The following is a 24551-nucleotide window of genomic DNA, read 5'->3' on the forward strand; positions in this document are numbered from 1 at the left end:
CAACTATGTTCGTGTGTCGACGGGGTGTAGGGGGATGTGCTGGACGAGTCCGCGCGGCGGGTTCGGGAATCAGGCTTGTTCCGCTCGCTCCGTCTTCCAATGGCGGGGAGTCTCCGGGGGGAGACGTCATTACCGGGGGAACGCTTATGCACATTCAGGACTCTCATTGGTCTTCCGCGTCTGCCATCGCACCCGGTGGCACGGTCGGCGCGGCAGCGGGCGGCAACGTCCGTGTTCCGGCGGACGGATCACGGACGGCGCCGCTGCGCGTGGACGCACAGCGCAATCTGGAACACGTACTGCGCGCGGCGCGCGAGGTCTTCGGCGAGCTGGGCTACGGCGCGCCGATGGAGGACGTCGCGCGGCGCGCCCGGGTCGGTGTCGGCACGGTGTACCGGCGCTTCCCGAGCAAGGACGTCCTGGTGCGCCGGATAGCCGAGGAGGAGACCTCCCGGCTGACCGACCAGGCACGCACGGCGCTCGGTCAGGAGGACGAACCGTGGTCGGCGCTCTCGCGCTTCCTGCGGACGTCGGTGGCCTCGGGCGCGGGACGGCTGCTGCCGCCGCAGATCCTGCGGGTCGGTGTCGCGGAGGACGGCCCCGTCGCGGACGAGGCCAGGGTGCCGCAGCAGCGCTCCCAACTCGGCACCGAGCTCAGGCTCGTGGAGCAGCGGCCGACACCCGGGAACGTGGTCGACGACGCCGGGGCGGCCGCGCTGCTCGACGTGGTGGGCCGGCTGGTGGACCGGGCGCGTGCGGCGGGCGAGCTGCGCACGGACGTGACCGTGGCGGACGTACTGCTGGTGATCGCCACGGCGGCGCCCTCGCTGCCGGACGCCGCCCAGCAGGCCGCGGCCTCGGCCCGGTTGCTGGACATCCTGCTGGAGGGGCTGCGCTCGCGTCCCGCGTGAGCGGCCTCGGACCGGTCCGGCAGGGCCGACCGTTCCGGCAGCGGCCGGGCCTTCCCGCGGCGGTGGACCACCGCGCGCGGGCGCTCCGGCACGCACGCCGTACACGCACGCCGAACACCCGCGCCACGAGCGGCGCTCGCACCACCCGTACCACCCGGACATCCGTGCCACCGGCACCATCCCTGGCACCCGCACCACCCACAGTGCCCGTGCCGCCCGCCTCGTCGGGCGGCACGGGCACTGTGGGCTCCACGGACGACGCAGGACACATCACGACATAACGGCCATAGCGGCAACTTCCCTGCTGGAAGCATTTATTGACTATTCCCCAAACGGGTGACCGCTAGAGCTGTCGTGCGGCAAAACCCCCCGGACGAGTGGTTGGCCCGTGCGGCGCGGTCCCGCCCCTGCGGCATGTGGCACTCTGTCCCGGTATTCGGGTCCGAGTGTGCAGGCGGGGGCTTTCCGCGATGAGCGTTGACGGGCGGGACGAGTCACTCGGTGACGGCGGCGCGGAGGCGGGCGGGCGGCCCTCGCAGCAGGTCCCCAGTCAGGGCGGACCCCCGGCGGACGACCTGGGCACCTCCGGCCCGCCGACGCCCTCCGGCATCCCGGGCCCCTCCGGCGCCCCGAACCTTCCGGGCCCCTCCGGCACCTCCCACGGCACCCCCGGCGATCCCAGCGTCCCGGCGCAGCGCGACCGGTTCGATCCACGGGACGTCAGCGGTGTCCTGCCGCCCCCGGTCGAACTGCCGCCGTCCGACGCCGATCTGATCGCGCGCGTGCGGTCGGGTGACGACACGGCGTACGAGGCGCTGTACCGCCGTCACGCGGAGGCCGTCCGCCGTTACGCCCGTACCTGCTGCCGGGACGCGCACACCGCCGACGACCTGACCGCCGAGGTGTTCGCCCGCATGCTCCAGGCGGTGCGCGGCGGCCACGGCCCCGAGCACGCCGTACGCGCCTATCTGCTGACGACGGTCCGCCGCGTCGCCGCGAACTGGACGAAGTCCGCGAAGCGGGAGCAACTGGTCGACGACTTCGCGGTGTTCGCCGCGCAGGCCGTGCGCGGCGCCGAGGTCTCCGACGACGACACGCTCGACCTCGGCGCGGACGCGCGCGCGATGCACGAGGCCGAGCAGTCCATGGCCATGCGGGCGTTCCGTTCGCTGCCGGAGCGCTGGCAGGCCGTGCTGTGGCACACGGAGGTCGAGGACGAGTCACCGAGCGAGGTCGCCACGCTCTTCGGGCTGGACGCCAACGGCACCCGTGTCCTCGCCAGCCGTGCCCGCGAAGGCCTCAAGCAGGCCTACCTCCAGGCGCATGTGAGCGCCACGCTCACCCGCGACGAGGAGTGCGCGCGCTACGCCGACCGGCTCGGCGCCTACGCCCGCGGCGGGCTGCGCACCCGGGCCGAGCGCGGACTGCGCAAGCACCTGGAGGAGTGCGCCAAGTGCCGGCTGGCCGCGGGCCAGATCAAGGAGGTCGCCAGCGGCATCCCCGCCGTCGTGCCGGTCGCGGTCATCGGCTGGTTCGCTGCCGCCGGGTACGCGAAGGCCGTCGCGCTCATCGCCGGTGGTGCCGGGGCGGGAGCGGCCGGGGCGGGAGCGGCGGGAGCGGCCGCCGCGGCAGGTGGTTCCGGCGGAGCGGGCGCGGGTGGCGGGGCGGCGGTCTCCGAGGGACTCGGGGCGCCGGTCAAGGCCGGAATCGCGGCGGGCGTCGTCGCGGCGGCCGCCGCGGCGGCCGCACTCGCACTCGCCCTGGCGGGCAACGAGAGCACCGCCAGGACACCCGAGGCCGGGCCCGCCGCCTCGCCCGCCGTCGAAGCGCCGCCCCGGACACCGACGCTCCCTCCGTCGAAGAGGCCCGCGCCGCAGCAGCCGGTGGCGGCCACCGCGCCCGCCCGCACCCCCGCTCCGGCACCGAAGCCCACCCCGAAACCCGCGCCCAGGCCGTCCCCGCCCCCCACGAAGACGAAGCCGGAACCCACGACCGGCCCCACTCCGCCCCCGCCCCTGCCCCCGGACCCGGCACCCAGCCCGACGCCGACACCCGCACCGGTCGTCTACCAGTGGAACGAGCTGCGCTACGGCATCACCGGCGACCACACCGGGCCCGAGATGCGGCTCGGCGAGAGCAGCTGGGTCTGGCAGCGGTGGGGGATGTCGGTCTCGGACCAGCGGTACGCGCACGGAGTGACCGTCCACGGCACGTCCTCCGTCACCATCGACCTCAACCGCAGCTGCTCGGCGTACGAGGCTCAGGTCGGCGTCGACGACCTGACGATGGGCCTGGGCCGGGTCAGCTTCTCCGTCTACGCCGACGGAGCACGCCTGTGGCGGTCACCGCTGGTCAGGGGTGGCGACCGCGCGATCCCCGTCCGGGTGCATCTCGCGGGCCGGCAGACGGTCCGGCTCGTCGTCGAACCGCGCACGCCGTTCGACTCGGTGGCGCTGGCGGACTGGGCGGAATCGAAGTTCGAGTGCCAGTGAGCCCCATCGCAGGAGGAGCCGCACCGGCCACCGCACGAGGAGCCGCACAGGCCACCGTCCGCTCCGTCGGCACCGGTGGCCTCGGCGGCTAAGGACTAAGGACTGTCGGCGGGGTGCTCCTTCACCGCCTCCGCGAGGTCACGCAGGGCGTCGTCCGCGGTGAAGTCCGCTCCCCTGGCGCGCTCCGACGCGTAACGGCGGGGGCCGAGGGCCGTGCGGGCGGCGGCCTCACCACGCTCGGCGGCGGCGTGCTCCAGCGCGGGGCGGGGGTGACCGCCCCGCCATCGTGTCCCCACGGCGAGCAGACGGGTCGCGCGAGGATGGTCGCCGAGCCCGGACAGCAGGGCCGCCGCGCTCTCGACGAGGCTTGCCGTCACCACGTCGGCGCACCGCCCCGCCACCGCTGCCTCCAGGGCGTCGGCCATCTTCCGCAGCCCGTGCTCCGGACCGGACTCGGCGGCCGTGATGAGCGCATCGACCCAGTTCAGCGCCGCCATGAACTGCGGCGGAGGGGTGCCCCGCAGACTCATCTCGCCGGCCTTCCCCCACATGTCGCGCGCGAGGGCGATCTCGCCGTCGTCCAGGGCCAGCTGCGCGCGCAGCAGCCGGACGAAGGCGCGGGAGTCCATCACCCCGTACCGCTCGGCCGCCTCGTCCGCCTCCGCCAGGGCGGCCAGCATCTGCGGCCGCTCGCCCGCGCGGTAGGCGAGCTCGGCCAGCCGCGCCAGCAGGAACGGCGTCTCGGCGTGCGCGCCGACCTCGAAGGCGAGCCGCAGCGCCTCCTCGTACTCGGCCTTCGCCTCGTCGTGGAGACCGCGCGCCATGGCCGCCTCGGCGGCGGCGCTGCACACCTGGGCGCGCATCCAGCGGTCGCCCACCCGCCGGCTGAGCACACGCAGCTCGGCGAGGTCGTCGTCCACACCGGGCATACCGCCCGGGGCGTCGACGACCATGTGCGTACGGAACATCAGGGTGACGCCGATCGCCCAGTCGTCCCCGTAGGCACGGCAGTTGGCGACCGCCTTGTTCATGGCCGGACGCACGTCGTACGAGCCGCTCAGGAAGAAGGCGGCCATCGGCCAGACGATGCCCGGCATGCTCGCCGCGTCCGGGCCGCCCTTCTCGAAGGCGTCGCGCACCCGTTCCACGTACTCGCGGATGCGGGGATGGTCCTGTTCGTCCAGCGTCCCGGTCTCCACGCGCATGAACAGGTGCAGCATCCGTATCCGCATCCGCAGGCGGTGCAGCGGATGGGACTCCTCCCCGCCGGGGGCGTCGAGGAAGGCGTCCAGCGGGTCGAAGGGCTCCAGCTCGGCGAGTCCGGCGCACCCGTCGGCGCCGGGAGCCGGGTGTGCGCCGTGCGCGGATCCGGTCGCGTCGAGTGCCACGCCCAGACGCAGGACGCGTTCCGTCCACTCCGTGCCCTCGCGGCGGAAGTTGCGCAGCCACCAGAACCATCCCATGGCGAGGACGAGCGAGGCCGCCTCCTCCTCGGCGCCGGCGACGACCGAACGGTGGAGGGCCGCCCGGATGTTGTCGAGCTCGGTCTCCAGGCGGCGGATCCAGGGCAGTTGGGCGGCGGAGCGCAGCAGCGGCTCGGCCTGTTCGACGAGCCCCCGCGCCCACGCACGGTGGCGGCGCTCGGCCTCGGCGCGCAGGTCGGGAACCTCGGCGGCGCGCTCGGCCGCGTACTCGTGAATGGTCTCCAGCATCCGATACCGCATGCCCCCACCGCCACGCGCCCCGTCGGCGCCGCTCCCGTCGGGGTCCGCGTCGTACGGGGTCGCGACGACGAGGGACTTGTCGACGAGCGCGCCGACGAGGTGGGCGGCGGGGCCGGTGCACACAGCCTCGGCGGCGGCGAGGTCCCAGCCGCCGGCGAAGACGGACGCCTCGCGCAGCACGGTCCGCTCCCGCTCGTCGAGCAGGTCCCAGGACCAGTCGACGACGGCGCGCAGGGTCTGCTGGCGGGGCAGCACGGTGCGGCTTCCGGAGGTGAGGAGCCGGAAGCGGTCGTCGAGCCGGTCGGCGATCTGGCGTGGCGTCAGCAGGCGCAGGCGCGCGGCGGCCAGCTCGATGGCCAGGGGCAGGCCGTCGAGTCGCCGGCAGATCTCGTCCACCGCTTCGAAGTCGCGCAGGGCGGCGTCGGCGCCGGGACGCACGGCCGCCGCACGCTGCATGAACAGACGCCGCGCGGGATCCGGCGGCAGGGGCTCGACCGGACGCACCAACTCACCGGGCACGCCGAGGGGTTCACGGCTGGTCGCGAGGATCGTGAGCCCCGGGCAGTGGGTGAGGAGGGTCTCGGCGAGCTCGGCCGCGGCGCCGATGACATGTTCGCAGTTGTCGAGAATGAGGAGCGGGTCGCGCGCGGCGCAGTACTCGACGAGCAGGGCGAGCGGGTCGTCCTGGGCGACCACCGTCTCGTTGCTGATCAGCGCGGTCTCGCGGAGACCGAGGGCACTGACCACGGCGCCGGGGACCGCCTCGGGCCGGTCGAGCGGGGCCAGCTCGACCAGCCACGCCTGCGGGAGCCCGGCGGCGGCTTCCTCGGCGAGGCGGGTCTTCCCCGAGCCGCCCGGTCCGGTCAGCGTGACCAGGCGTGCCCGCCGCAGATCGGAACGGATCGCGTCGAGGTCGGGTTCCCTTCCGACGAACGAGTTCAGACGGGGACGAATGTTGCCGTTCCGCTCCGGCCGGGAGGGTATCGGCGCCGGCCCGGTCTCCTGGGCGAGCAACTCGGCGTGCAGGGCGCGTAGTTGGGGGCCCGGGTCAGTGCCCAGCCCGTCCAGCAGGGCACGGCGCACCTCCTCGTACGCGGCCAGCGCGTCCGCGCCGCGGCCCGTGTCGCGCAGGGCCCGGAGGAGCAGGGCGCGCAGGGCCTCGTCGTACGGGTGGGCGGTCGTCAGCTCCTTCAACTCCGGTACGACGTAGGGGGCGCGGCCCAGTCGCAGGTCCGCCTCGATGCGGGTGCGCGTCGCCTCCAGGCGGAGTGCGTCCGGGCGGGTCGCGGCGCTGCGGTCGGGGAGGTCCGCGAGGGCCGGACCGCGCCACAGGGCGAGGGCCTCGCGGAGGCTGCGGGCGGCGGTGGGGGCGTCGCCGTGTTCGAGTGCCGCCGTGCCCTCGCGGACCAGGCGCTCGAAGACGAACAGGTCCACGTCGTCCCTGGCGGCGCGCAGCCGGTAGCCGCCCGCCTCCGAGACGACGGCGTCCCTGCCGAGGGTGCGGCGCAGGCGCCCGACCAGGGCCTGCAGTGCCGCCGGGGCGTCCAGTGGGGGTTCGTCCGCCCACACCTCGTCGATCAGGGTTTCCGGGGATGTGGTGCGATCGGGGCGTCGGGCCAGGGCGGCGAGCAGCGCGCGGACGCGGGGGCCGCCCACCGTGGTCGGTGTTCCCCGCTCGTCCTCCGCCTGGGCCACTCCCAGGATCCTGTACCGCACGACCCTATTCTCACCGGTGCCGGTGGGTGGGGCCGCGGCTTTCCCCCCGCCCGAGCGTCGCGCCCCCGGCGGCCCCCCGAAAACCTTCCTTCGCCCCCGCCGCCCCTACCCGACCCATCCCGTACCTGGGGGCTCCGCCCCAGCCCCCGCCAAGGGGCTGCGCCCCCTGGACCCCCGCTCGCCCGAAGGGCTCGTCCTCAAACGCCGGACGGGCTGAAAACCCACACCTCGCCCCCGCACCGAAGGCCCCGTGCCGGCGCGTCACATGCCCGCAGCCGACGATGCACGGAAGGGGCCGTGCCGGCGTCTCGCAGGCCGCCACCCACACACCCGCAGCCGCCCCCGCACCCGCACCCGCCCGTGCCACGCGAGGGGCCGTCCCGGTGTCTCGCAGACCGCCGACCACGCACCCGCAGCCGCATCCGCACGCGCAGCCGCAGCCGCCCGTGCCACGCGAGGGGCCGTGCCGGTGTGTCGCAGGCCGTCGCTTACGTTCGGATCGAGCAGCGGCTCCCATGCCCGGCCCACGTCTGATCCGGCGGCGACGGCCTCGACACACCGGCACGGCCCCGACCCACCCACCGCGGACCACAGACCGGCAGCGACGCCCTACCCCCGCCCCCCGGCCCCCGCCCCCAACGCCCGCCCCTGCGGCACGATCCCCGCAGGCACCGCCCGCTGCCGCGCGGGCGTCCCCGTCCAGCACGTCCCCCGCCGCGCCAGCAACCGCCGCAGCCACAGCTCCAGGGAGACCAGATCCGCGAGCCCGTCCAGCGGCAGCGGCTCCCCCGCGGCAGCCGCCCGCAGGGCCTTGCGCACGACCCGCGCCTCCACCAGCCCGGCCTGCGCGAGCAACGGCGTGTCGAACAGCGCGATCAGGGAGTCCGCGGCCACCCGCAGCCCCGTCCGCGCGGCCGCCGCCGAGGACGCGTGCGAAGGCGCCCCCCACCCGGGCGGCAGTTCGGCCACCCCGGCCCCCTCCAGCACCGAACGCAGAATCTCCGCCCGCGCCCCGGGCTGGACCCGCAGCGCCTCCGGAAGGGCCCGGCAGGCGCGGACGACCTGGTTGTCCAGGAACGGCATGTGCAGTCGCTGGAAGCGGATCTCGGCGGCCTGCTCCAGGACGCGGAGATCGCCGGCCTGACGAGCGAGTGCCGCGCGGGCGCGGAAGTCACCGGGCCGCTGTCCGGGCCCGACCCCGGGCCGACCTGTGGTCCCCTGCAGGCGAACCGATACTTCAGCCAACGCCTCACCGGTGAGCCAGCGCGCCGCCGGGCCGGGCCGGGCCCAGGTGAGCGCGGCGAGCGACGCCCCCACGGCCCCGCCCGGTTCCTCGAACCGCCGGTGCAGCAGCCGGTCGGCGAGGACGTCGACACCGGTCCGGTACGGCGTGCGCGCCAGTCTGCGTGCCGCGCCGTACACGCGCGCGGGAACCATCACCGACCCGTCGGCCTTCGCCAACGCGGCGACGGGGCGCACCAGATGACGTCTCTTGCGGTCCATCAGCAGGTCGGCCAGCCGCGCCGGATGGGCGTCGAGCACCTGCCGGGCCCCGTACCCCGTGAAGTGGTCCGCGCTGCCGGAGGCGAGCCGCGCCCGGTGCCGCGCCGCGGCCACCAGCGAGGGTCCGGGTTCGTCGGTCAGCGGACCGTCCAGGTCGGCGTACGGGAGGGTCTCCTCGCCCCCGGTGACGACCACATGGTGCAGCCGGGGATTGGCGGCCAGCGTCCCGGCCCGCTCCAGTTCGGCCTCCCGCCCGCGCACCGCGAGGTCGTTGAACGTGACCGCGAGCAGCCGCTCCCCGGCCCCCGTGCCGTGCCCCAGTACGGTCCCGGGCGCCCCCGGAAGCCCCGCGGCGAGCAGGGCCAGCGTCCCGGAGGCGGGCCCTCCCGAGAGGTCGGACCCGATCCCGGGCACGGGCATGCCTCGCGCGGCGCGCCGTTCCGCGGGCCCCATTCCGGGGACGGGCCCGGGGTCGATGTCGGTGCCGGGAACGTGCCGGGGCGCGGCGAGACGCGCGCGCACGGCCTCCACGAGGGCGTCCCGGACGCCGTCCACCGCGCGGTCGGGGTCGGCGGAGGGCGCGGCGACGGCGAGCGACGCGACGGGTTCGTAGCCGGCGATCTCCCGGGCGCCGGTGCGCAGGATCAGCGCGTGTCCCGGCGGAATCCGCCGCACACCTTCGTAGGGCGTCGAGTCGTGGACCGCGGCCGGTACGTCGGGGGCGGCGAGCAGGGCCGCCAGATGTCCGAAGTCGAGGTTGGCCTCGATGAGGTCGGCGAGCGGCAGCGCGGCGGTCGCGTACGCGGTGCCGCCGGCCCAGGGGGTGTAGAAGACGGGCCGGATGCCGGCGAGATCACCCGCGACGGTGACGCGGCGGCCGACCTGGACGACGGCGGTGTAACTGCCGGACCACGCGGTGAGATGCCGCAGTGCGCCGCCGCGCGCCGCGAAGAGTCCGACCCGGATCTCCTCGTCGCTCGCGCCACAGGTGCCGAGGACCGCGATCCGGTTCTGGGCGTCGGCCTTCACGACGCGGACCTCGTCGGGGCGCCAGTCGCCGACCGCCCAGAGCGGATCGGGGTCGCCCCACAGGAGTTGGGAGCCCACCGGGTGCACGGTCTCGCCGTCGTTTCCGGTGGCGCCCGCCGAACCGATCTCGGGCGCCCTGGCGGCGGCACTGCTCCACCCCACCAACCACCGCATCGACGCCTCCACGGACTGTGGACAACCAGTGCACCGTACGAACTCGGCACCATGCTGCCACGAAGAGTGCGCGCGGGAGGCTTCCTGCGACGGCTTGCGCCCCCTGGAATGCGCCCCCGCGAACGCGTGCGCGCCGCTGGGGAGCGACTGCAAAGCCGATCCGAAACAACTGCGAACGCCCGCCGGGGGAAGGGCAGTCAGGGGGGACGGGCGAACGGGACGCCGAGGGCGGGGGTGGATCTGCGACGCGAATGCGCCCCCGATACGCTCCCCTCGGACACCCTGCGCGCCCTCAAGTCGCGTGGTGGGAGCGGTAATCACCCGCGCGAAGCACCGTCGATTTTCGGCCAAATCGGCCACGGCCGGACAGCCGTGCACACTCTCCGTACAGGCCCTGCGCACCGCTGGACCGACGCACGGTCCGGGAGGCGGAGTTCGCCTCCCGGACCGGTCCGCCGCCCGCGGGGATGGAGGCGGCGGTGTCCCCCAGCCCACTGGATCCAGTACAGCGGGCCGACCCACGCACCCTCCATGGAAGCGCTCCCCCGATGGCCGGAGAAGAGCGCACGGGCGGGCGCACAGCCACACAACAGGAGCACGCCGCAACCGTCCGTACTTCCGTACGGACCACAATCCCGCCATTGGGAACAACGCCCCTTAACGCATGGGATGCGGCGAACTACGCTGGGTTTACGAATGCCGCATGGTTATGCCAGCGCGGCAGCCGTCTGTGTCGAGGGGTGGCGCATGTCCAGGGAGCAACGCGGGCCGAACGAAAAACTCGGCGCCGTTCTCGCCCTCGCGGGAATCAGCAACGCAGGACTCGCGCGGCGCGTCAACGATCTCGGCGCTCAACGCGGGTTGACTCTTCGCTACGACAAGACGTCCGTGGCGCGCTGGGTGTCGAAGGGAATGGTGCCCCAAGGTGCGGCTCCGCACCTCATCGCGGCCGCCATCGGGCAGAAGCTCGGCCGCCCGGTGCCGCTCCACGAGATCGGTCTGGCGGACGCGGATCCCGCGCCCGAAGTGGGCCTCGCCTTCCCCCGTGACGTCGGGCAGGCGGTGCGGTCGGCCACCGATCTGTACCGTCTCGATCTCGCCGGGCGCCGGGCAGGCAGCGGCGGCATCTGGCAGTCACTGGCCGGATCCTTCGCGGTGAGCGCCTACGCGACCCCCGCCTCACGCTGGCTGATAACCCCGGCCGACAGTTCGGTGGCGCGGGACGCGAACCCTGCCGAGGGCTCCGGAGCGCCACTGAAAGTCGGCCACAGCGACGTGCAGAAGCTCCGCGAGGCAGCCGAGGACGCCAGACGCTGGGACTCCAAGTACGGAGGCGGCGACTGGCGTTCGTCGATGGTGCCGGAGTGTCTGCGCGTCGAGGCGGCTCCGCTGCTGCTCGGCTCGTACTCGGACGAGGTCGGCAGGGCCCTCTTCGGGGCGTCCGCCGAACTCACCCGCCTCGCCGGCTGGATGGCCTTCGACACCGGCCAGCAGGAGGCGGCGCAGCGCTACTACATCCAGGCGCTGCGGCTGGCCAGAGCGGCGGCGGACGTCCCCCTCGGGGGCTACGTGCTCGCCTCCATGTCCCTCCAGGCGACCTACCGGGGCTTCGGCGACGAGGGCGTCGACCTCGCCCAGGCCGCCCTCGAACGCAACCGCGGGCTGGCCACGGCCCGCACGATGAGTTTCTTCCGCCTCGTCGAGGCTCGCGCCCACGCCCGCGCCGGTGACGCCCACGCGGCCGGCGGGGCCCTGCGGGCCGCGGAGGGCTGGCTGGAGCGGGCCCGGGACGGCGACAACGATCCGTCCTGGTTGGGCTTCTACTCGTACGACCGGTTCGCCGCCGACGCGGCGGAGTGCTACCGCGATCTCAAGGCGCCGCGCCAGGTCCGCCGCTTCACCGAGCAGGCGCTGTCGAAGCCGACGGAGGAGTTCGTCCGCTCCCACGGTCTGCGCCTGGTGGTGTCGGCGGTCGCCGAGCTCGAGTCGGGCAATCTGGACGCGGCGTGCGAGCAGGGCGTACGGGCGGTGGAGGTCGCCGGGCGCATCTCCTCCGCGCGCACCACCGAGTACGTGAAGGACCTGCTCCACCGGCTGGAGCCGTACGGCGACGAACCGCGCGTGGCGGAACTCCGGGAGCGCGCACGACCGCTGCTGATGGCTCCCGCGTAGACCGTGTCGACGGCCGAGTTCAGTGGCCGCGTCGGTGGCCGTGTCCGGTGGTCGTGAGCGGTGGTCCGGCCCTTCGCGTCACCCGACGGGAAGGGCCGGACGGCGGGACCCGGCCGGGATCGGCTCCGCTCCGGTGTGCGGGGACGGGGTGCGCGGGGACGGGTGTGCGGGGCGGGTGTGCGGGGCGGGATGAGCCCCCGCGGGACACGGGCTCGCCCCGTCCCCCGCACGCGCGGCGTCCTCTCGTCCATCTGTGCGATCTTCGCGGCGCTTTCCGGGTTTGAGGGCATTGTCAGTGGCGCAGTGCACTATCGAAGCCGGGAGGTGGAGCAGGTGCGGATCGTTCACGACTGCGATGTGCTGGTGATCGGCGGCGGGATCGTCGGCCTGTCGACGGCGTACGCGATCACGCGCGCCGCGCCGGGCACACGGGTGACCGTGCTGGAGAAGGAGTCCGGCGCCGCCCGGCACCAGACGGGGCACAACAGCGGGGTGATCCACAGCGGGATCTACTACCGGCCGGGCTCGCTGAAGGCGCGCTACGCGGTGCGCGGCGCCGCCGAGATGGTCAAGTTCTGCGCGGAGTACGGCATCGCGCACGCCGTCACCGGCAAGCTGATCGTCGCCACCGAGAAGGCCGAGCTGCCCCGCCTGCACGCACTCGTGCAGCGGGGCCGGGAGAACGGGATTCCGGTCCGCGAGCTGGGCACCGCCCAGCTCGCGGAGTACGAGCCGGAGGTGCGCGGGCTCGCCGCGATCCATGTCGGCACGACGGGGATCTGCGACTACGTGGCGGTCGCCCGGCAGCTCGCGGAGGCCTCCGGCGCGGAGATCCGCTACGGGGCCGAGGTCGTCCGCATCGACCGGCGGGACGCCCTCGGTGTCGCCGTCCGCACCGGTGACGGCACGATCGTCCGTGCGCGGGTGCTGGTCAACTGCGCGGGGCTCCAGTGCGACGAGGTCGCGCGGCTCGCGGGGGACGAGCCCGGGATGCGGATCGTGCCGTTCCGCGGCGAGTACTACTCGTTGGCGCGCCCCGAGCTGGTGCGGGGGCTCGTGTATCCCGTGCCGGACCCCGCCTTCCCCTTCCTCGGGGTGCATCTCACCCGGGGGATCGACGGAGACGTCCACATCGGGCCCAACGCGGTGCCCGCGCTCGCCCGGGAGGGGTACGGGTGGGGGGTGATCCGTCCCCGCGAGGTGGGCACGACCCTGGCCTGGCCCGGGTCGTGGCGGATGGCCCGGCGGCACTGGTGGTACGGGGCGGGGGAGCTGCGGCGGTCGGTGTCCAGAAAGGCGTTCACCGGGGCCGTGCAGCGGCTGCTGCCGGCGGTGACGGTGGACGATCTGGTGCCTGCGGAGGCGGGAGTGCGGGCACAGGCGGTGCTGCGGGACGGGACGCTGGTGGACGACTTCCTGATCGAGGAGGGGGTGCGGACGGTGCATGTGCTGAACGCGCCGTCGCCTGCCGCGACGGCGGCTCTGCCGATCGGGAGAGAGGTTGCGCGGAGGGCGCTGGCCGCGCTGGCGGCGACCTGAGGGTTTTCGCCCCCGCCGCCCCTGCCCGACCCATCCTCCACCTGGGGGCTGCCGCCCCCAGACCCGGCCAAGGGGCTCCGTCCCTGGGCCCCCATCGCCCGCAGGGCTCGTCCTCAAACGCCGGACGGGCTGAAAATCCGCAGCCCAGGCCCGCACCATCAGCCCGTCCGGCGCTTGAGGACAAGGCCCTTAAGGCCGGAGCGGGGGGTCCGGGGGCGGCAGCCCCCAGTGGGCAGCGCACGGTTTCCGCGGGACCTGGTCGTAAAATCGACGCATTGTGTCTGAGTTCCTGAGCAGCTCCCCCGAAGAGCCCCAGCCCGCCGGCGACACCCAGCGGGAGCGCCCCCGTGCCAAGGGAGAGCCCCGGTTCCCCGACGGGCCGAAGGCCGATCCCGCCGGATCGCACTTCGAGCGGCGGATCCGGAGTTTCCAGCCGCGCCGGAGCCGGGTGACGGCCGGGCAGGCGGACGCCCTGCAGCGGCTGTGGCCCAAGTGGGGTCTCGACATCGACGGGCAGCGGATCATCGACCTGGCCGAACTCTTCGGTGCCGACCTTCCCGTCGTCCTGGAAATCGGGTTCGGCATGGGCGAGGCCACGGCGCGGATGGCCATCGAGGACCCGGGGACGGGCATCCTCGCCGTCGACGTGCACACCCCCGGCCAGGGCAACCTGCTGAACCTCGCGGACCAGAACGGACTGTCCAACATCCGGGTCGGCAACGGCGACGCGATCATCCTGCTCCGCGAGATGCTCCCGCCGGACTCGCTGAGCGGCCTGCGCGTGTACTTCCCCGACCCGTGGCCCAAGAAGCGCCACCACAAGCGCCGGCTGATCCAGCCGGAGTTCCTGGATCTCGTCGCGACCCGCCTCGCGCCGGGCGCCCTGGTGCACTGCGCGACCGACTGGGAGCCGTACGCCGAACAGATGCTGGAGGTGCTGACCGCGCATCCGGACTTCGAGAACACCGCGCCGGACGGCGGTTTCGCGCCTCGTCCGGGCTTCCGGCCGCTGACCCGTTTCGAGGGCCAGGGGCTGGAGAAGGGTCATGTGGTGAACGACCTCCTCTTCCGGCGCGTACAGCACCGGGAGCAGCACACGTCGGGCGACTGACACCCCCGCGGACCGCCTCCGGCACCGTCGCGGGCACCGCCCCTGCCTCGTTAGGGTCAATGCCGTGGCCACCTTCCCCGCGTACCCCACGCAACCCGGCGCTCCCGGCGACGCGCCGGCCGCCGGTGCGCCGCGGCTCCCGCACTGGTGGCAGCGATGGGGGTCCCTCCCTGCTCGAGCGCAGCCGCGGGCTTGGGGGAGGGTCCGGTACGGCGCGCTGACCGCCCTGCTCGCGCTCTCCGGTCTCGTGATCCTGGCCCTGGTGCGCCGGCAGACCGGTACCGAGGGCTTCCTGGTGGGCCTCGGCCTCGCCGTGCTGCCCGTCCCGCTCCTTCTCGCCGCGTTCCGCTGGCTGGACCGGGTCGAGCCCGGCCCCTGGCGGAACCTGCTCTTCGCCTTCGCCTGGGGCGCGTGCGCGGCGGCCCTGATAGCGATCGTCGCCAACAGCTTCGCGACCCGGTGGATAGCGACCGCGACCGCCGACCCGTCGAGCGCGGACACGCTCGGCGCGACGGTCATAGCCCCGATCGTCGAGGAGTCCGCGAAGGCCGCGGCCGTCCTGCTGGTCTTCCTCTTCCGCAGACGGCACTTCACCGGGATCGTCGACGGCGTGGTCATCGCCGGGGTCACCGCGACCGGCTTCGCCTTCACCGAGAACATCCTCTACCTCGGCAACGCCTTCGGCACGGACCAGCTCAGCGGCGAGCGCGGACTGGCCTCCGTCACCGCCGCGACCTTCTTCGTCCGGGTCGTGATGGCGCCCTTCGCGCACCCGCTGTTCACCGTGTTCACCGGCATCGGCTTCGGCATGGCTGCCCTGTCCGCCGAGCGCCGGCGGCTGCGCCGCGTCCTGCTGCCCCTGGGCGGACTGCTGCTCGCGATGGGCATGCACGCCATGTGGAACGGCTCGTCGAGCTTCGGGGAGTACGGGTTCTTCGCGGTGTACGGCGCGTTCATGGTGCCGGCGTTCGGGCTGCTCACGTTCCTCGTCGTCTGGACCCGGCAGCGCGAGCTGAGGACCGTCCGCGCCGAACTCCCGGCGTACGCCGTCGCCGGGTGGCTGACCCCGCCCGAACCGTACGTGCTCGGTTCGATGCGGGCACGGCGGCTCGCCCGTCAGTACGCGGCCCATCACTTCGGCAGGGCGGCGGCACGGTCGGTCGCGCGGTACGAGGCCTGCGCGACCTCGCTCGCGTTCCTGCGGCACCGGGGACGGAGCGGCCGCGCGGGCGCCGATTTCGTCGTCCGGGAGCGGGAGTTGCTCCACGAGCTGTGGCGGCACCGGGAGGTCGCCCGCCCCTCCCTCGCGTACGCGGCACGGGTGACCGCGCCGGCCGTAGCGCTGCCACCGCCGTGGCCCGCCGCGTACGGCCACGGCTATGGCCACGGCGGCGGCCACGGCTACGGCTACGGCTATGTGCCGGCGCAGCCGTCCGCCCCGGACGGACGTCCGTACCCTGCCCCGGCAGCGCCCCATCCGGCGTACGACCCGTACCGGACCTGAGCGGCGCCGGGGCCGGGGAGCGGATCGCTCAGGCCGACGCCTCCGTCAGCCGCGCCAGTTCGTCGTCCTTCAGCGTCAGGTCCGCGACCGCGAGCAGCGCCGGAAGCTGTTCGACCGTCCGCGCGGAGGCGATCGGTGCCGCGACCGTGGGCCGGGCGGCGAGCCAGGCGAGGGCGACCGTGGCGACCGGGACGTCATGGGCACGGGCGACCTCGTCGAGGGCGTCGAGGACACGGGGGCCCCGCTCCGTCTCGAGGTGCTTGCCCGCGCCCTCGGCCCGCGCCGAGTCGACGGTCGTGCCCGGGCGGTACTTGCCGGTGAGGAAGCCGGCGGCGAGGGCGAAGTACGGGACGGCGGCCAGTCCGGTCCGGGAGGCGACCTCCTGGAGAGGGCCCTCGTAGGTGTCGCGCGAGACGAGGTTGTAGTGGGGCTGGAGGGCGGTGTAGCGCGCGAGGCCCTCGCGGTCGGAGAACTCCAGGGACTCCGCGAGCCGCTCGGCGGAGAGGTTGGAGGCGCCGATCGCCCGGACCTTTCCGGCCCGGACCAGCTCGTCGAGCGTGCCGATGATCTCCTCGACCGGGACCGAGGTGTCGTCGAAGTGGGTGTAGTAGAGGTCGATGTAGTCCGTGCCGAGCCGGCGCAGTGACGCGTCGGCCGCCGCCCTGATGGTGTCCGGGGCCAGCCCCTTGTACTGGGGATGGGCGCCGACCTTGGTGGCGAGGACGACATCGGAACGGTTGCCGCGCGCGGCGAACCACTTGCCGATGATCGTCTCGGACTCGCCGCCCTTGTTGCCGGGGATCCACGCCGAGTAGCCGTCGGCGGTGTCGACGAAGTTGCCGCCCCCGGCCACGTACGCGTCGAGGACGGCGAAGGACTGCGCCTCGTCGGCGGTCCAGCCGAAGACGTTGCCGCCGAGGGCGAGCGGGAAGACCTCGAGGTCGGAGGAACCGAGCTTGCGGAGAGGAGTCATACCCCATTGCAACAGTCGTACCGGACGACTGCATTCCGCACCCGCCGTACTGGTGGCGGGCGCCGGATCAGGGGTTGATGCCCTTGCCGTGCAGCCACGCCATCGGGTCGATCGCGTCGCCGCCGCCGGGGTGGACCTCCAGGTGGAGGTGCGGCCCGGTCACGTTGCCGGTCGCGCCCACCCGTCCGATGACGTCGCCCGTGCCCACCTTCTGCCCCACGCTGACGCTGATGGACGACTGGTGGCAGAACCACAGCTCCGTGCCGTCGTCGAGGGTGAGGATCGTGCGGTAGCCGTACGCGCCGGCCCAGCCCGCCTCCGTGACGGTGCCGCTGTGGATCGCCTTGATCAGCGTGCCCGTGGGGGCGGCGAAGTCGAGGCCGGTGTGGTACCCGGAGGACCACATGGAGCCGGCGTCGCCGAAGCGGGAGGTCAGGGTGTACGAGGAGGTCGGCAGCGAGTAGCTCTTGGCGAGCTCCGCGAGGCGCGCGGCCTCGGCCTTCTGCTTGGCCTCCGCGTCCGCCTTCTTCTTCGCGGCGGCTTCCTTGGCCTTGGCCTCGTCCTGCTGCTCGGCGGCCAGCGCGACCGCCTTCTTCGCGGCGGCCGTCTCGGCGGCGGCCTGGGCCGCACTGTCGACCTGGTCCTGCTGGGACTCGGCCTGCTCCATGATGCGGGCACGCAACGCCTCCCCGGCGTCCGCGTTGCCCTGGGCGGCGTCGGCGCTGGTGAGACCGGCGCCGGTGAGCGGGGTGGAGGAGCCCTTCGGCGTGCTGGAACCGCCATCGGAAATCAGGGCCTTGGCCGACTGGGTGACCGAGGAGAGGTCGGGCAGCGAGATCGACACGGGCGGCTTGCCGGGCGCGGCGGTGGCGATGCCACCCGCACCGACGGCGGCCAGGACACCGACGCCGAGGACGGTGGAACTGCGGGCGAGCCCGCCCCCTCGCTGCTTGGAGACGCGGTGCCGGCCGCGGACGGGAGCGACGGAATCCGCGGTGGGGTTCCACTCCTCCCAGGGGCCCTCGTCGTCGCCGCGGGAGTAACCGAAAGTCTGGGTCTCGTTCGGCGCGAACGAAGTGGGCTGGGCAGGCCGGTTGGACGCCACGTGGGCGCGCTCCTTTCCTTCCTTCTCGCCTACCGGGTTAGCTGACGGGTTCGGAGCAGGAAGGTCTCCTACGCGCGTCAACCCACGGTGTCTCCACCGTGAAAGACGCTCGATTCACCCCAAGTTGGTGGTTCCCCGGTTCCCTCGCGGGATTCGGCGCGTGCGCACGGAGCCGTCTCTTGTGACGGCTGGGACGACCGCGCTGCGTTATCGAACGTTAATAGACTCCGGTACCGGATTCCAAGCCGTTCACGCTGATCATTGCGCTCTCTTGGCCAGGACTTACGGGCATGAGCGGCGGAAAACGGGCGAGTTGACCCACCCTCCCCCACGAGCCCGTCTTTGACGATGCGTCAGGCGTTGTGCGGAGGGACACCGTCCGGCTACCCCTCGTCACAACGATCAAGGAACGCCGCCGCCTACCCGGGACGCCGTACGGCGAGCAGCGCCATGTCGTCCGAGAGCGCGCCGCCCGTGTGCCGTCGGACCCCCGACGCGAGCGCGGCCAGCAGGGCGTCCAGGTCGCGGAAGGTCCGTCCCTCGAGCCGTTCGGCCGGCTCGTAGAAGTTCCCCCGGCGGTCGCGCGCCTCGGACAGCCCGTCCGTGTGGACCAGCAGTGTGGAGCCGGGCGGGAAGTCCGCCGTCTCCGTGCGGTCGGGCCAGGAGCCGAGCTCGCCCATGCCGAGCGGCAGCGCGGGGTCCGCGGCGTCGAGCGTGGCCAGCGTGCCGTCCGCGTGCAGGAGCAACGGCGGCGGATGGCCGCGGTTGACGATCCGTACCGCGTCGCCGTCGTGCGGGATCTCCGCGAGGACGGCCGTGGTGAAGCCCTCGAAGGCGTCCAGGCCCTCGCGCCGGGTGCCCTCGCGGGCCAGCGCCCGTTCCAGCCGCTGCGCGACCGCCTCCACCGTCGTCTCCTGCTCGGCCGCCTCCCGGAACGCCCCGATGACCACCGCGACGGCGGCCACCGCGCCCATGCCCTTCCCGCGGACGTCGCCCACCACCAGCCGTACGCCGTGCGGGGTGTCCTGCACCGCGTACAGGTCGCCGCCGATGGACGCACCCTCCTGGGCGGCCTCGTAGCGCGCCGCGACCTCCAGGGCACCGATCCTGGCCTCGGGCTCCGGCAGCACGGCGCGCTGTGCCGCCTCGGCGATCTGGCGGGCCCAGGCGAGCCGTTCGTCCGAGCGTCGGACGAGGACGTTGATGAGGACGGCGAGGCCGACGACGGTCGCCACCGTGACGACCTCGGTGATCGAGCCGATCCCCATGCGCAGGCCGGACCTGAGACGGAGTGCGAGCAGTGCGGCCAGTGTCAGGGCGCCTGCGAGGAGGGTGCCGCGCAGCGAGAAGAGAGGCGCGGCGACGAGCGGGGCTGCCGTGAAGAGCGGGGCCGCGGTGAATCCGGGCGGTGTCAGGACGTCGTAGACCACCGCGACGACGACGAGCAGCACCGGCAGTACCCGCACCAGGGTCGAGGCGTGCGAGATCCGGCGCGCGTCCGCCTCGGCCGGAATCCGTGGCGGCTCGCTCCCCAGCCCGGGGTCGGGCACGGGGTCGCCGGGCAGCCGTCCGCCCGACCGGTCGTAGGGCTGTTCGGCCCGCTGCGCACCACCTGGCTGCCCCACCCGTCCAGGTTTCCCGGAGTGGGGGGAGTGGGCCAGCGGTGTGGACCGACCGGGGGACGGCACCGAAGGCCCGAAACACCAGGGCGGGAAACACCGAGGCGGGAAACACCAAGGGCCGGACCTCGTGAATCCGAGTTCCGGCCCTTGGCCTTGAGTAGCGGGGACAGGATTTGAACCTGCGACCTCTGGGTTATGAGCCCAGCGAGCTACCGAGCTGCTCCACCCCGCGTCGTTGAAACCAGTGTACGCCATGTTCGACCCCCGGAGCACACCCGTGCACGCACGCCCCACGACCAGGCCTCTTCCTCCGCGGTTCCGCTCCGCTCCCCCCGCGGTTCCGCTCCGCTCGCGCCCACCACGGCAGGGGAGCCCGACCGCCGGAAGCCCCTCCGCCAAGGGCTGTCCCGTGATCCCCGGCGGGCGCACGACGACAGCCACGGCACCTCGCCGCGTTGTCGGATCGCCCGAACACACCCAGCATGAGGACGACCCTCCGCCTTGCGATGCACCGCATCCGACGCCGCGCGCCGATCCACCGGGGATCACGGGACAGCCCTTAAGGGGCGCCGAGAAGATGCCGGTTGGGTGCCGTGGCCCGCTCCTCGAACTCCGGGAGCACCACGACGTCCGCGCCCGCGGCCGCCAGCAGACCGTTTCCGTCCGCGCCCGCCACGAACGTGTCCGGCTCCCGCCAGGCGGTCACCACCCTGCGCACTCCCGCGTCGAGAATCAGCCGGGCGCAGGGCGCGGGCCGCGAGGCCCGCCGGGCGCACGGTTCCAGACTGCTGTAGACGGTGGCGGACGCCAGCCGCGGATCCCCGGCGGCGATCTTGGCGAGTGCCGCCTCCTCCGCGTGCGCGACCGGGTCGCCCCCCTCCCGCGAGTGTCCGCGGGCCAGCTCGGTGCCGTCCGCGGCCACCACCACCGCGCCCACGCTGAACGCGGTCTGCGACGGCGGGCAGAGCGCGGCCAGTTCGCACGCGACCCCCAGCCAGTGCCGGTCCGCGGCGGCCGCGAGCCCGCCGGTGCCGGGTGCCGTGGGGACGTAGCGGATGAGGACGACGTCTCCCACCGCCCGCGTCTCCACCAGCCGCATCCGCCCGGGCGGGTATCCCCCGGGCCCGAACAGCCGTGGTGCGTCCGCCTGTCCCACGAAGAGCGGGGCGACGGCGAGCTGCAGCTCGTCGGCCAGGCCCTGGCCCATCAGCTGGGTGTGCACGCGCCCGCCGCCCTCGACCATGAGACGCCGCACCCCCCGCACGTCATGGAGGTGTTCGAGCACGGCCCGCCAGTCCAGTTCGGCCCCCGTCGCCACCACGTCGACGCCCGGACCGCGCAGGGCGTCGGCGGCCCGTACGGCCCCCTTGTCCGTGGTGTAGACGATCTTCTCGCCGCCCGTGTGCCAGAACTGCGCGTCGGGGTCGAGGTCGCCGGACCCGCTGACGGTGACCTTCAACGGGTAGGCGGGGCGGCCTTCGGCGACGCGGGCCGCCCGCCGCTCGGCGGAGTTGACGAGAAGCCGGGGATTGTCCGAGCGGATGGTGCCGGCGCCGACCAGGATCGCGTCGCTGGACGCCCGCACCTCGTCGACCCGGTCGAAGTCGGCCGGACCCGAGAGCAGCAGCCGTTCGGGGCCGGTGTCGTCCAGGAAGCCGTCGAGGGAGACGGCGGCGGACAACAGGACGTAGGGATGGGGCATGGGACGCTGCCTCCGGCTCCGAGCTCCGCGCTCTGGGCTGCTAGTGACTCAAGTGGGTGCTCGAGTGGCGGTTCATCAGTGGTTCAACTTTTAAACAATACCTAGACTGGCGGCATGACGACCCGCTGGCTCACTCCCGCCGAGCAACGCGCCTGGCGCTCGTACATCGCCGCCGTCTCGCTCCTGGAGGACACGATCGACCGGCAGCTCCAGGCGGAGGCCGGCATGTCCCACCTTTACTACTCCATCCTGGCCATGCTGTCCGAGGCCCCGGAGCGGCGGCTGCGGATGACCGATCTCGCCGAGGTCCTGAAGATCACCCGCAGCCGGCTGACCTACGGCGTGACCCGGCTGGCGAACGACGGCCTGGTACGCCGGGAAGGGTGCCCCACGGACCGGCGCGGTCATGTCGCGGTCCTCACGGACGAGGGTATGGCCGTCCTGGAACGGACGGCGCCCGGGCACGTGGAGCAGGTCCGCGCGGCGCTCTTCGACCGGCTGACCCCGGAGCAGGTGGGGCAGTTGGAGGAGATCTGCGCGAGCATCACCCGCGGCATCCAGGGCGAAGGGCCCGGGGTCCAGGGGGAAGATCTGCCGTGGCGGCGGCGTTCCTCCTGAGGACGCACGGATGGGGTGGACCGGGCGGACCGGGCGGACGGGGTGGGCAGGGAAGCCGGGTGAGCCGCAGTCGGCCCATCTCCGCCGGAAGTGTTGCTTGAACTTTAAAGCATCAGGTACGGTCGCACTCCGAGGCTGTGCTTCAAATATGAAACACAGTCCCTGGGAAACCACTGCCACCGACCGCTGGACCGGAGAGACAACATGCGCGACTTCCCCACCGCCACGGTGCGCACCCGCGTCGCCGTGCCCCTGCGCTTCGGCGACGGCTACTCGGTCGACGCGGAACTGGTCACCTTCCACGGACTGGCCGACGGCCGGGAACACCTCGCCGTCGTGCTCGGCGAGGCGGGCGCGAACCCGCTGGTGCGCCTGCACTCCGAGTGCCTGACCGGCGACGTCCTCGGCTCGGCCCGCTGCGACTGCGGCCCGCAGCTGCGCGAGGCGGTGGAGCGGATCGCGGAACGGGGCGGCGTGCTCCTGTACCTGCGCCAGGAGGGCCGCGGCATCGGCCTCTACAACAAGCTCGACGCGTACGCCCTCCAGGACCAGGGTCTCGACACCTACGCCGCCAACGCCGCCCTCGGCCTGCCCGAGGACGACCGCGACTACACGGCGGCCGCCCAGATGCTCCGGGCCCTCGGCGTCGGCTCCCTGGACCTGCTCTCCAACAACCCCGACAAGGCCGAGCAGCTCCGCGACCTCGGCATCGGGGTCTCCCACCGCGTCCCGACGGGCGTCTTCACCACCGCCCACAACGTGCGCTACCTCCGCGCCAAGGTCCTCCAGACCCAGCACACGCTCCCGCTGCCGGAACTCACGGCGGGCTGAGCCCGGCTGCCCCCGACACACCGAAGCCCCGGGCCGCATGCACTCCGGCCCGGGGCTTGTCGGTAGACCCTGTGGGACTCGAACCCACAACCAATGGATTAAAAGTCCACTGCTCTGCCAATTGAGCTAAGGGTCCACGCACCGGCCCGCATCCATCCCGCGCCGACGCATCCCCGAGCATAGCCGGACGAGGCCGGGACTCCGATCGGGTATCGGTCTCCCGGCCGCGCCGAAGGTGCGCACGGCCGGGGACCAACCGCGCACAACGCTACGGATCGACCGGTTCGGGCGCACCCTTGCGCGCCGCCTCGCGGGCCCGGGTGCGGGCGTGGTCGGGGTTGAGGAACCAGTGGCGGGCCGAGGCCGTCCACCAGGCCGCGGCGGAACCGAGGACCACGAGGACGGCGACCGGGGCGTAGTTGAACGTCTCCCAGGTGACCGGGGAGACCTGCGGCAGCATGAACAGAACGGTGATGACGACCACCCAGACGACCGACACCACGCCGATCACGCGCGACCAGCGGCCCAGATGCCACGGCCCCCGTTCGAACGCCTCCCCCTTCCGCAGCCGCAGCAGCGTCGGGATGACGTAGGCGATGTAGAGCCCGATCACGGCGATCGACGTCACGGCCGCGTACGCGGTCACGTTGATGAGGTAGGGCAGCCCCAGCACCAACGCCCCAAGCGCCGCCAGCCACACCGCCGCGACCGGTGTGCGCGTGCGCGGGCTCACGGTGTGCCACACCCGGGAGAACGGCAGCGCCCCGTCCCGTGAAAAGGCGTAGATCATGCGGCTGTTGGCGGTCACGGACGCCATCCCGCAGAACAACTGCGCGCCGATCACGACCAGCAGCAGGAGCTTGCCCGCGGTGGCTCCGAGCGCGTCGAGCAGGATCTGCGCCGGCGGCGCGCCGGTCGCCGAGCCCAGCTCCTTGTCGTACGACTGGATGGCGAAGGTGAAGCCGAGCAGGAGGACGAAGCCCGCGATCCACGACGTCCAGATCGACTGCACGATGCCCTTGGGGCCGGCCGTCGACGCGTCGTGCGTCTCCTCCGTCATATGGGCGGAGGCGTCGTACCCGGTGAACGTGTACTGCGCCATCAGCAGGCCGACGAGGACGACGTACACACCGCTGCCCCAGCCGGTGTTGTTCACGAAGTGCGTGAAGACGAAGGACGCGGACTGGTGGTGGTCCGGTACAAAGGCGAGGGCACCCACGATCACCGCGACGCCCAGGACGTGCCACCACACGCTGATGTCGTTGAGGAGGGCGACGATCCGGACCCCGAAGGTGTTGAGCAGTCCGTGCAGGACGAGGATGCCGGCGAAGAGCAGGATCGTCCGGCCCGGCGTGACCTCGAAATCGAACTGCAGGTTCAGGTAGGCGCCCAGGAAGGACGCCGCGCCGAAGTCGATGCCCGCGGTCACCGCGACCTGCCCGAGGACGTTGAACCACCCCGTGAACCAGGCCCACGCCGCCGCGGAACGCTCGGGGGCGAGCCGGTGCGCCCAGAAGTACAGGCCCGCGGACGTCGGATAGGCCGAACAGATCTCGGCCATCGACAGTCCGACGAACAACGTCATCAGTCCGACCGCGACCCATCCCCAGGTGATCACGGCGGGACCGCCGGTGTTCATGCCGAACAGATACAGCGTCAGACAGCCCGAGAGCACCGAGATGATCGTGAACGAGACCGCGTAGTTGGAGAACGCCGACATGCGGCGGGCCAGAACCTGCGTATAGCCGAGCTGGGCAAGCCGTTCTTCGTCCGACAGCCCACTCGCCTTGGCGTCATCTGTCATGCCCCCAGCGATTCCCTTGCC

The 24551-nt window shown here is 73.2% G+C and carries 15 protein-coding genes, 2 tRNA genes and 1 riboswitch; of the genes, 8 read left to right on the forward strand and 9 right to left on the reverse strand.

Going from position 1 to position 24551, the window contains the following annotated elements; translation table 11 throughout:
* Positions 1-146 precede the first annotated feature (146 nt).
* Together OHB41_RS23000 and OHB41_RS23005 are read left to right on the forward strand one after the other, a co-directional pair.
* Complete coding sequence (locus OHB41_RS23000; protein ID WP_266700114.1) at positions 147-911, forward strand: TetR/AcrR family transcriptional regulator; 765 nt, start codon at positions 147-149, stop codon at positions 909-911.
* A gap of 470 nt (positions 912-1381) precedes the next feature.
* Positions 1382-3403 carry a sigma-70 family RNA polymerase sigma factor gene (locus OHB41_RS23005; protein ID WP_266700115.1) on the forward strand — a complete coding sequence of 674 codons (2022 nt, stop codon included), beginning with the start codon at positions 1382-1384 and terminating at the stop codon, positions 3401-3403.
* A 95-nt stretch (positions 3404-3498) separates the two neighbouring features.
* On the opposite strand, the gene OHB41_RS23010 is transcribed toward OHB41_RS23005, so the two are convergent.
* Together OHB41_RS23010 and OHB41_RS23015 are read right to left on the reverse strand one after the other, a co-directional pair.
* Positions 3499-6843, reverse strand: coding sequence for an AfsR/SARP family transcriptional regulator (locus tag OHB41_RS23010; protein WP_266700116.1), 3345 nt, complete (start codon positions 6841-6843; stop codon positions 3499-3501).
* Positions 6844-7452: 609 nt separating this feature from the next.
* On the reverse strand, positions 7453-9549 hold the full coding sequence (locus tag OHB41_RS23015; RefSeq protein ID WP_266700117.1) for an asparagine synthase-related protein: 2097 nt from the start codon (positions 9547-9549) through the stop codon (positions 7453-7455).
* A gap of 747 nt (positions 9550-10296) precedes the next feature.
* On the opposite strand from OHB41_RS23015, the gene OHB41_RS23020 reads away from it, so the two are divergent.
* From OHB41_RS23020 to OHB41_RS23035, 4 genes are all read left to right on the forward strand, one after another.
* A complete protein-coding gene (locus tag OHB41_RS23020; RefSeq protein WP_266700118.1) occupies positions 10297-11721 on the forward strand; it encodes an NsdA family TPR-like regulatory protein in 1425 nt (474 codons plus the stop codon).
* A gap of 303 nt (positions 11722-12024) precedes the next feature.
* A complete protein-coding gene (gene lhgD, locus OHB41_RS23025; protein ID WP_266700119.1) occupies positions 12025-13260 on the forward strand; it encodes an L-2-hydroxyglutarate dehydrogenase in 1236 nt (411 codons plus the stop codon).
* Positions 13261-13549: 289 nt separating this feature from the next.
* Positions 13550-14371, forward strand: coding sequence for a tRNA (guanosine(46)-N7)-methyltransferase TrmB (trmB, locus tag OHB41_RS23030; RefSeq protein WP_526025055.1), 822 nt, complete (start codon positions 13550-13552; stop codon positions 14369-14371).
* 64 nt (positions 14372-14435) lie between these two features.
* Positions 14436-15875 carry a PrsW family intramembrane metalloprotease gene (locus tag OHB41_RS23035; protein ID WP_266700121.1) on the forward strand — a complete coding sequence of 480 codons (1440 nt, stop codon included), beginning with the start codon at positions 14436-14438 and terminating at the stop codon, positions 15873-15875.
* Between the two features lie 28 nt (positions 15876-15903).
* On the opposite strand, the gene OHB41_RS23040 is transcribed toward OHB41_RS23035, so the two are convergent.
* The 5 genes from OHB41_RS23040 to OHB41_RS23060 form a co-directional block, all read right to left on the reverse strand.
* Positions 15904-16848: an aldo/keto reductase gene (locus OHB41_RS23040; RefSeq protein ID WP_266700122.1), complete on the reverse strand. Its 945-nt coding sequence runs from the start codon at positions 16846-16848 to the stop codon at positions 15904-15906.
* A 67-nt stretch (positions 16849-16915) separates the two neighbouring features.
* Positions 16916-17953, reverse strand: coding sequence for a M23 family metallopeptidase (locus OHB41_RS23045; protein ID WP_266700123.1), 1038 nt, complete (start codon positions 17951-17953; stop codon positions 16916-16918).
* 11 nt (positions 17954-17964) lie between these two features.
* Positions 17965-18122: riboswitch (cyclic di-AMP (ydaO/yuaA leader) on the reverse strand.
* 250 nt (positions 18123-18372) lie between these two features.
* On the reverse strand, positions 18373-19578 hold the full coding sequence (locus OHB41_RS23050; protein WP_266700124.1) for a PP2C family protein-serine/threonine phosphatase: 1206 nt from the start codon (positions 19576-19578) through the stop codon (positions 18373-18375).
* Between the two features lie 155 nt (positions 19579-19733).
* Positions 19734-19807 (reverse strand) — tRNA-Met (locus OHB41_RS23055).
* A gap of 327 nt (positions 19808-20134) precedes the next feature.
* Positions 20135-21277 carry a dihydrofolate reductase family protein gene (locus OHB41_RS23060; RefSeq protein ID WP_266700125.1) on the reverse strand — a complete coding sequence of 381 codons (1143 nt, stop codon included), beginning with the start codon at positions 21275-21277 and terminating at the stop codon, positions 20135-20137.
* Between the two features lie 114 nt (positions 21278-21391).
* Here OHB41_RS23060 and OHB41_RS23065 point away from each other — a divergent pair, with 114 nt between their 5' ends.
* Positions 21392-21895, forward strand: coding sequence for a MarR family winged helix-turn-helix transcriptional regulator (locus tag OHB41_RS23065; protein WP_266700126.1), 504 nt, complete (start codon positions 21392-21394; stop codon positions 21893-21895).
* A gap of 204 nt (positions 21896-22099) precedes the next feature.
* A complete protein-coding gene (locus OHB41_RS23070; RefSeq protein WP_266700127.1) occupies positions 22100-22726 on the forward strand; it encodes a GTP cyclohydrolase II in 627 nt (208 codons plus the stop codon).
* 63 nt (positions 22727-22789) lie between these two features.
* On the opposite strand, the gene OHB41_RS23075 is transcribed toward OHB41_RS23070, so the two are convergent.
* A tRNA-Lys gene (locus tag OHB41_RS23075) sits at positions 22790-22862 on the reverse strand.
* 132 nt (positions 22863-22994) lie between these two features.
* Positions 22995-24530 (reverse strand): amino acid permease, encoded by a 1536-nt coding sequence (locus OHB41_RS23080; protein ID WP_266700128.1) that lies wholly within the window; start codon positions 24528-24530, stop codon positions 22995-22997.
* Between the last annotated feature and the right edge of the window lie 21 nt (positions 24531-24551).

Source organism: Streptomyces sp. NBC_01571 (assembly GCF_026339875.1).
Taxonomy (GTDB): domain Bacteria; phylum Actinomycetota; class Actinomycetes; order Streptomycetales; family Streptomycetaceae; genus Streptomyces.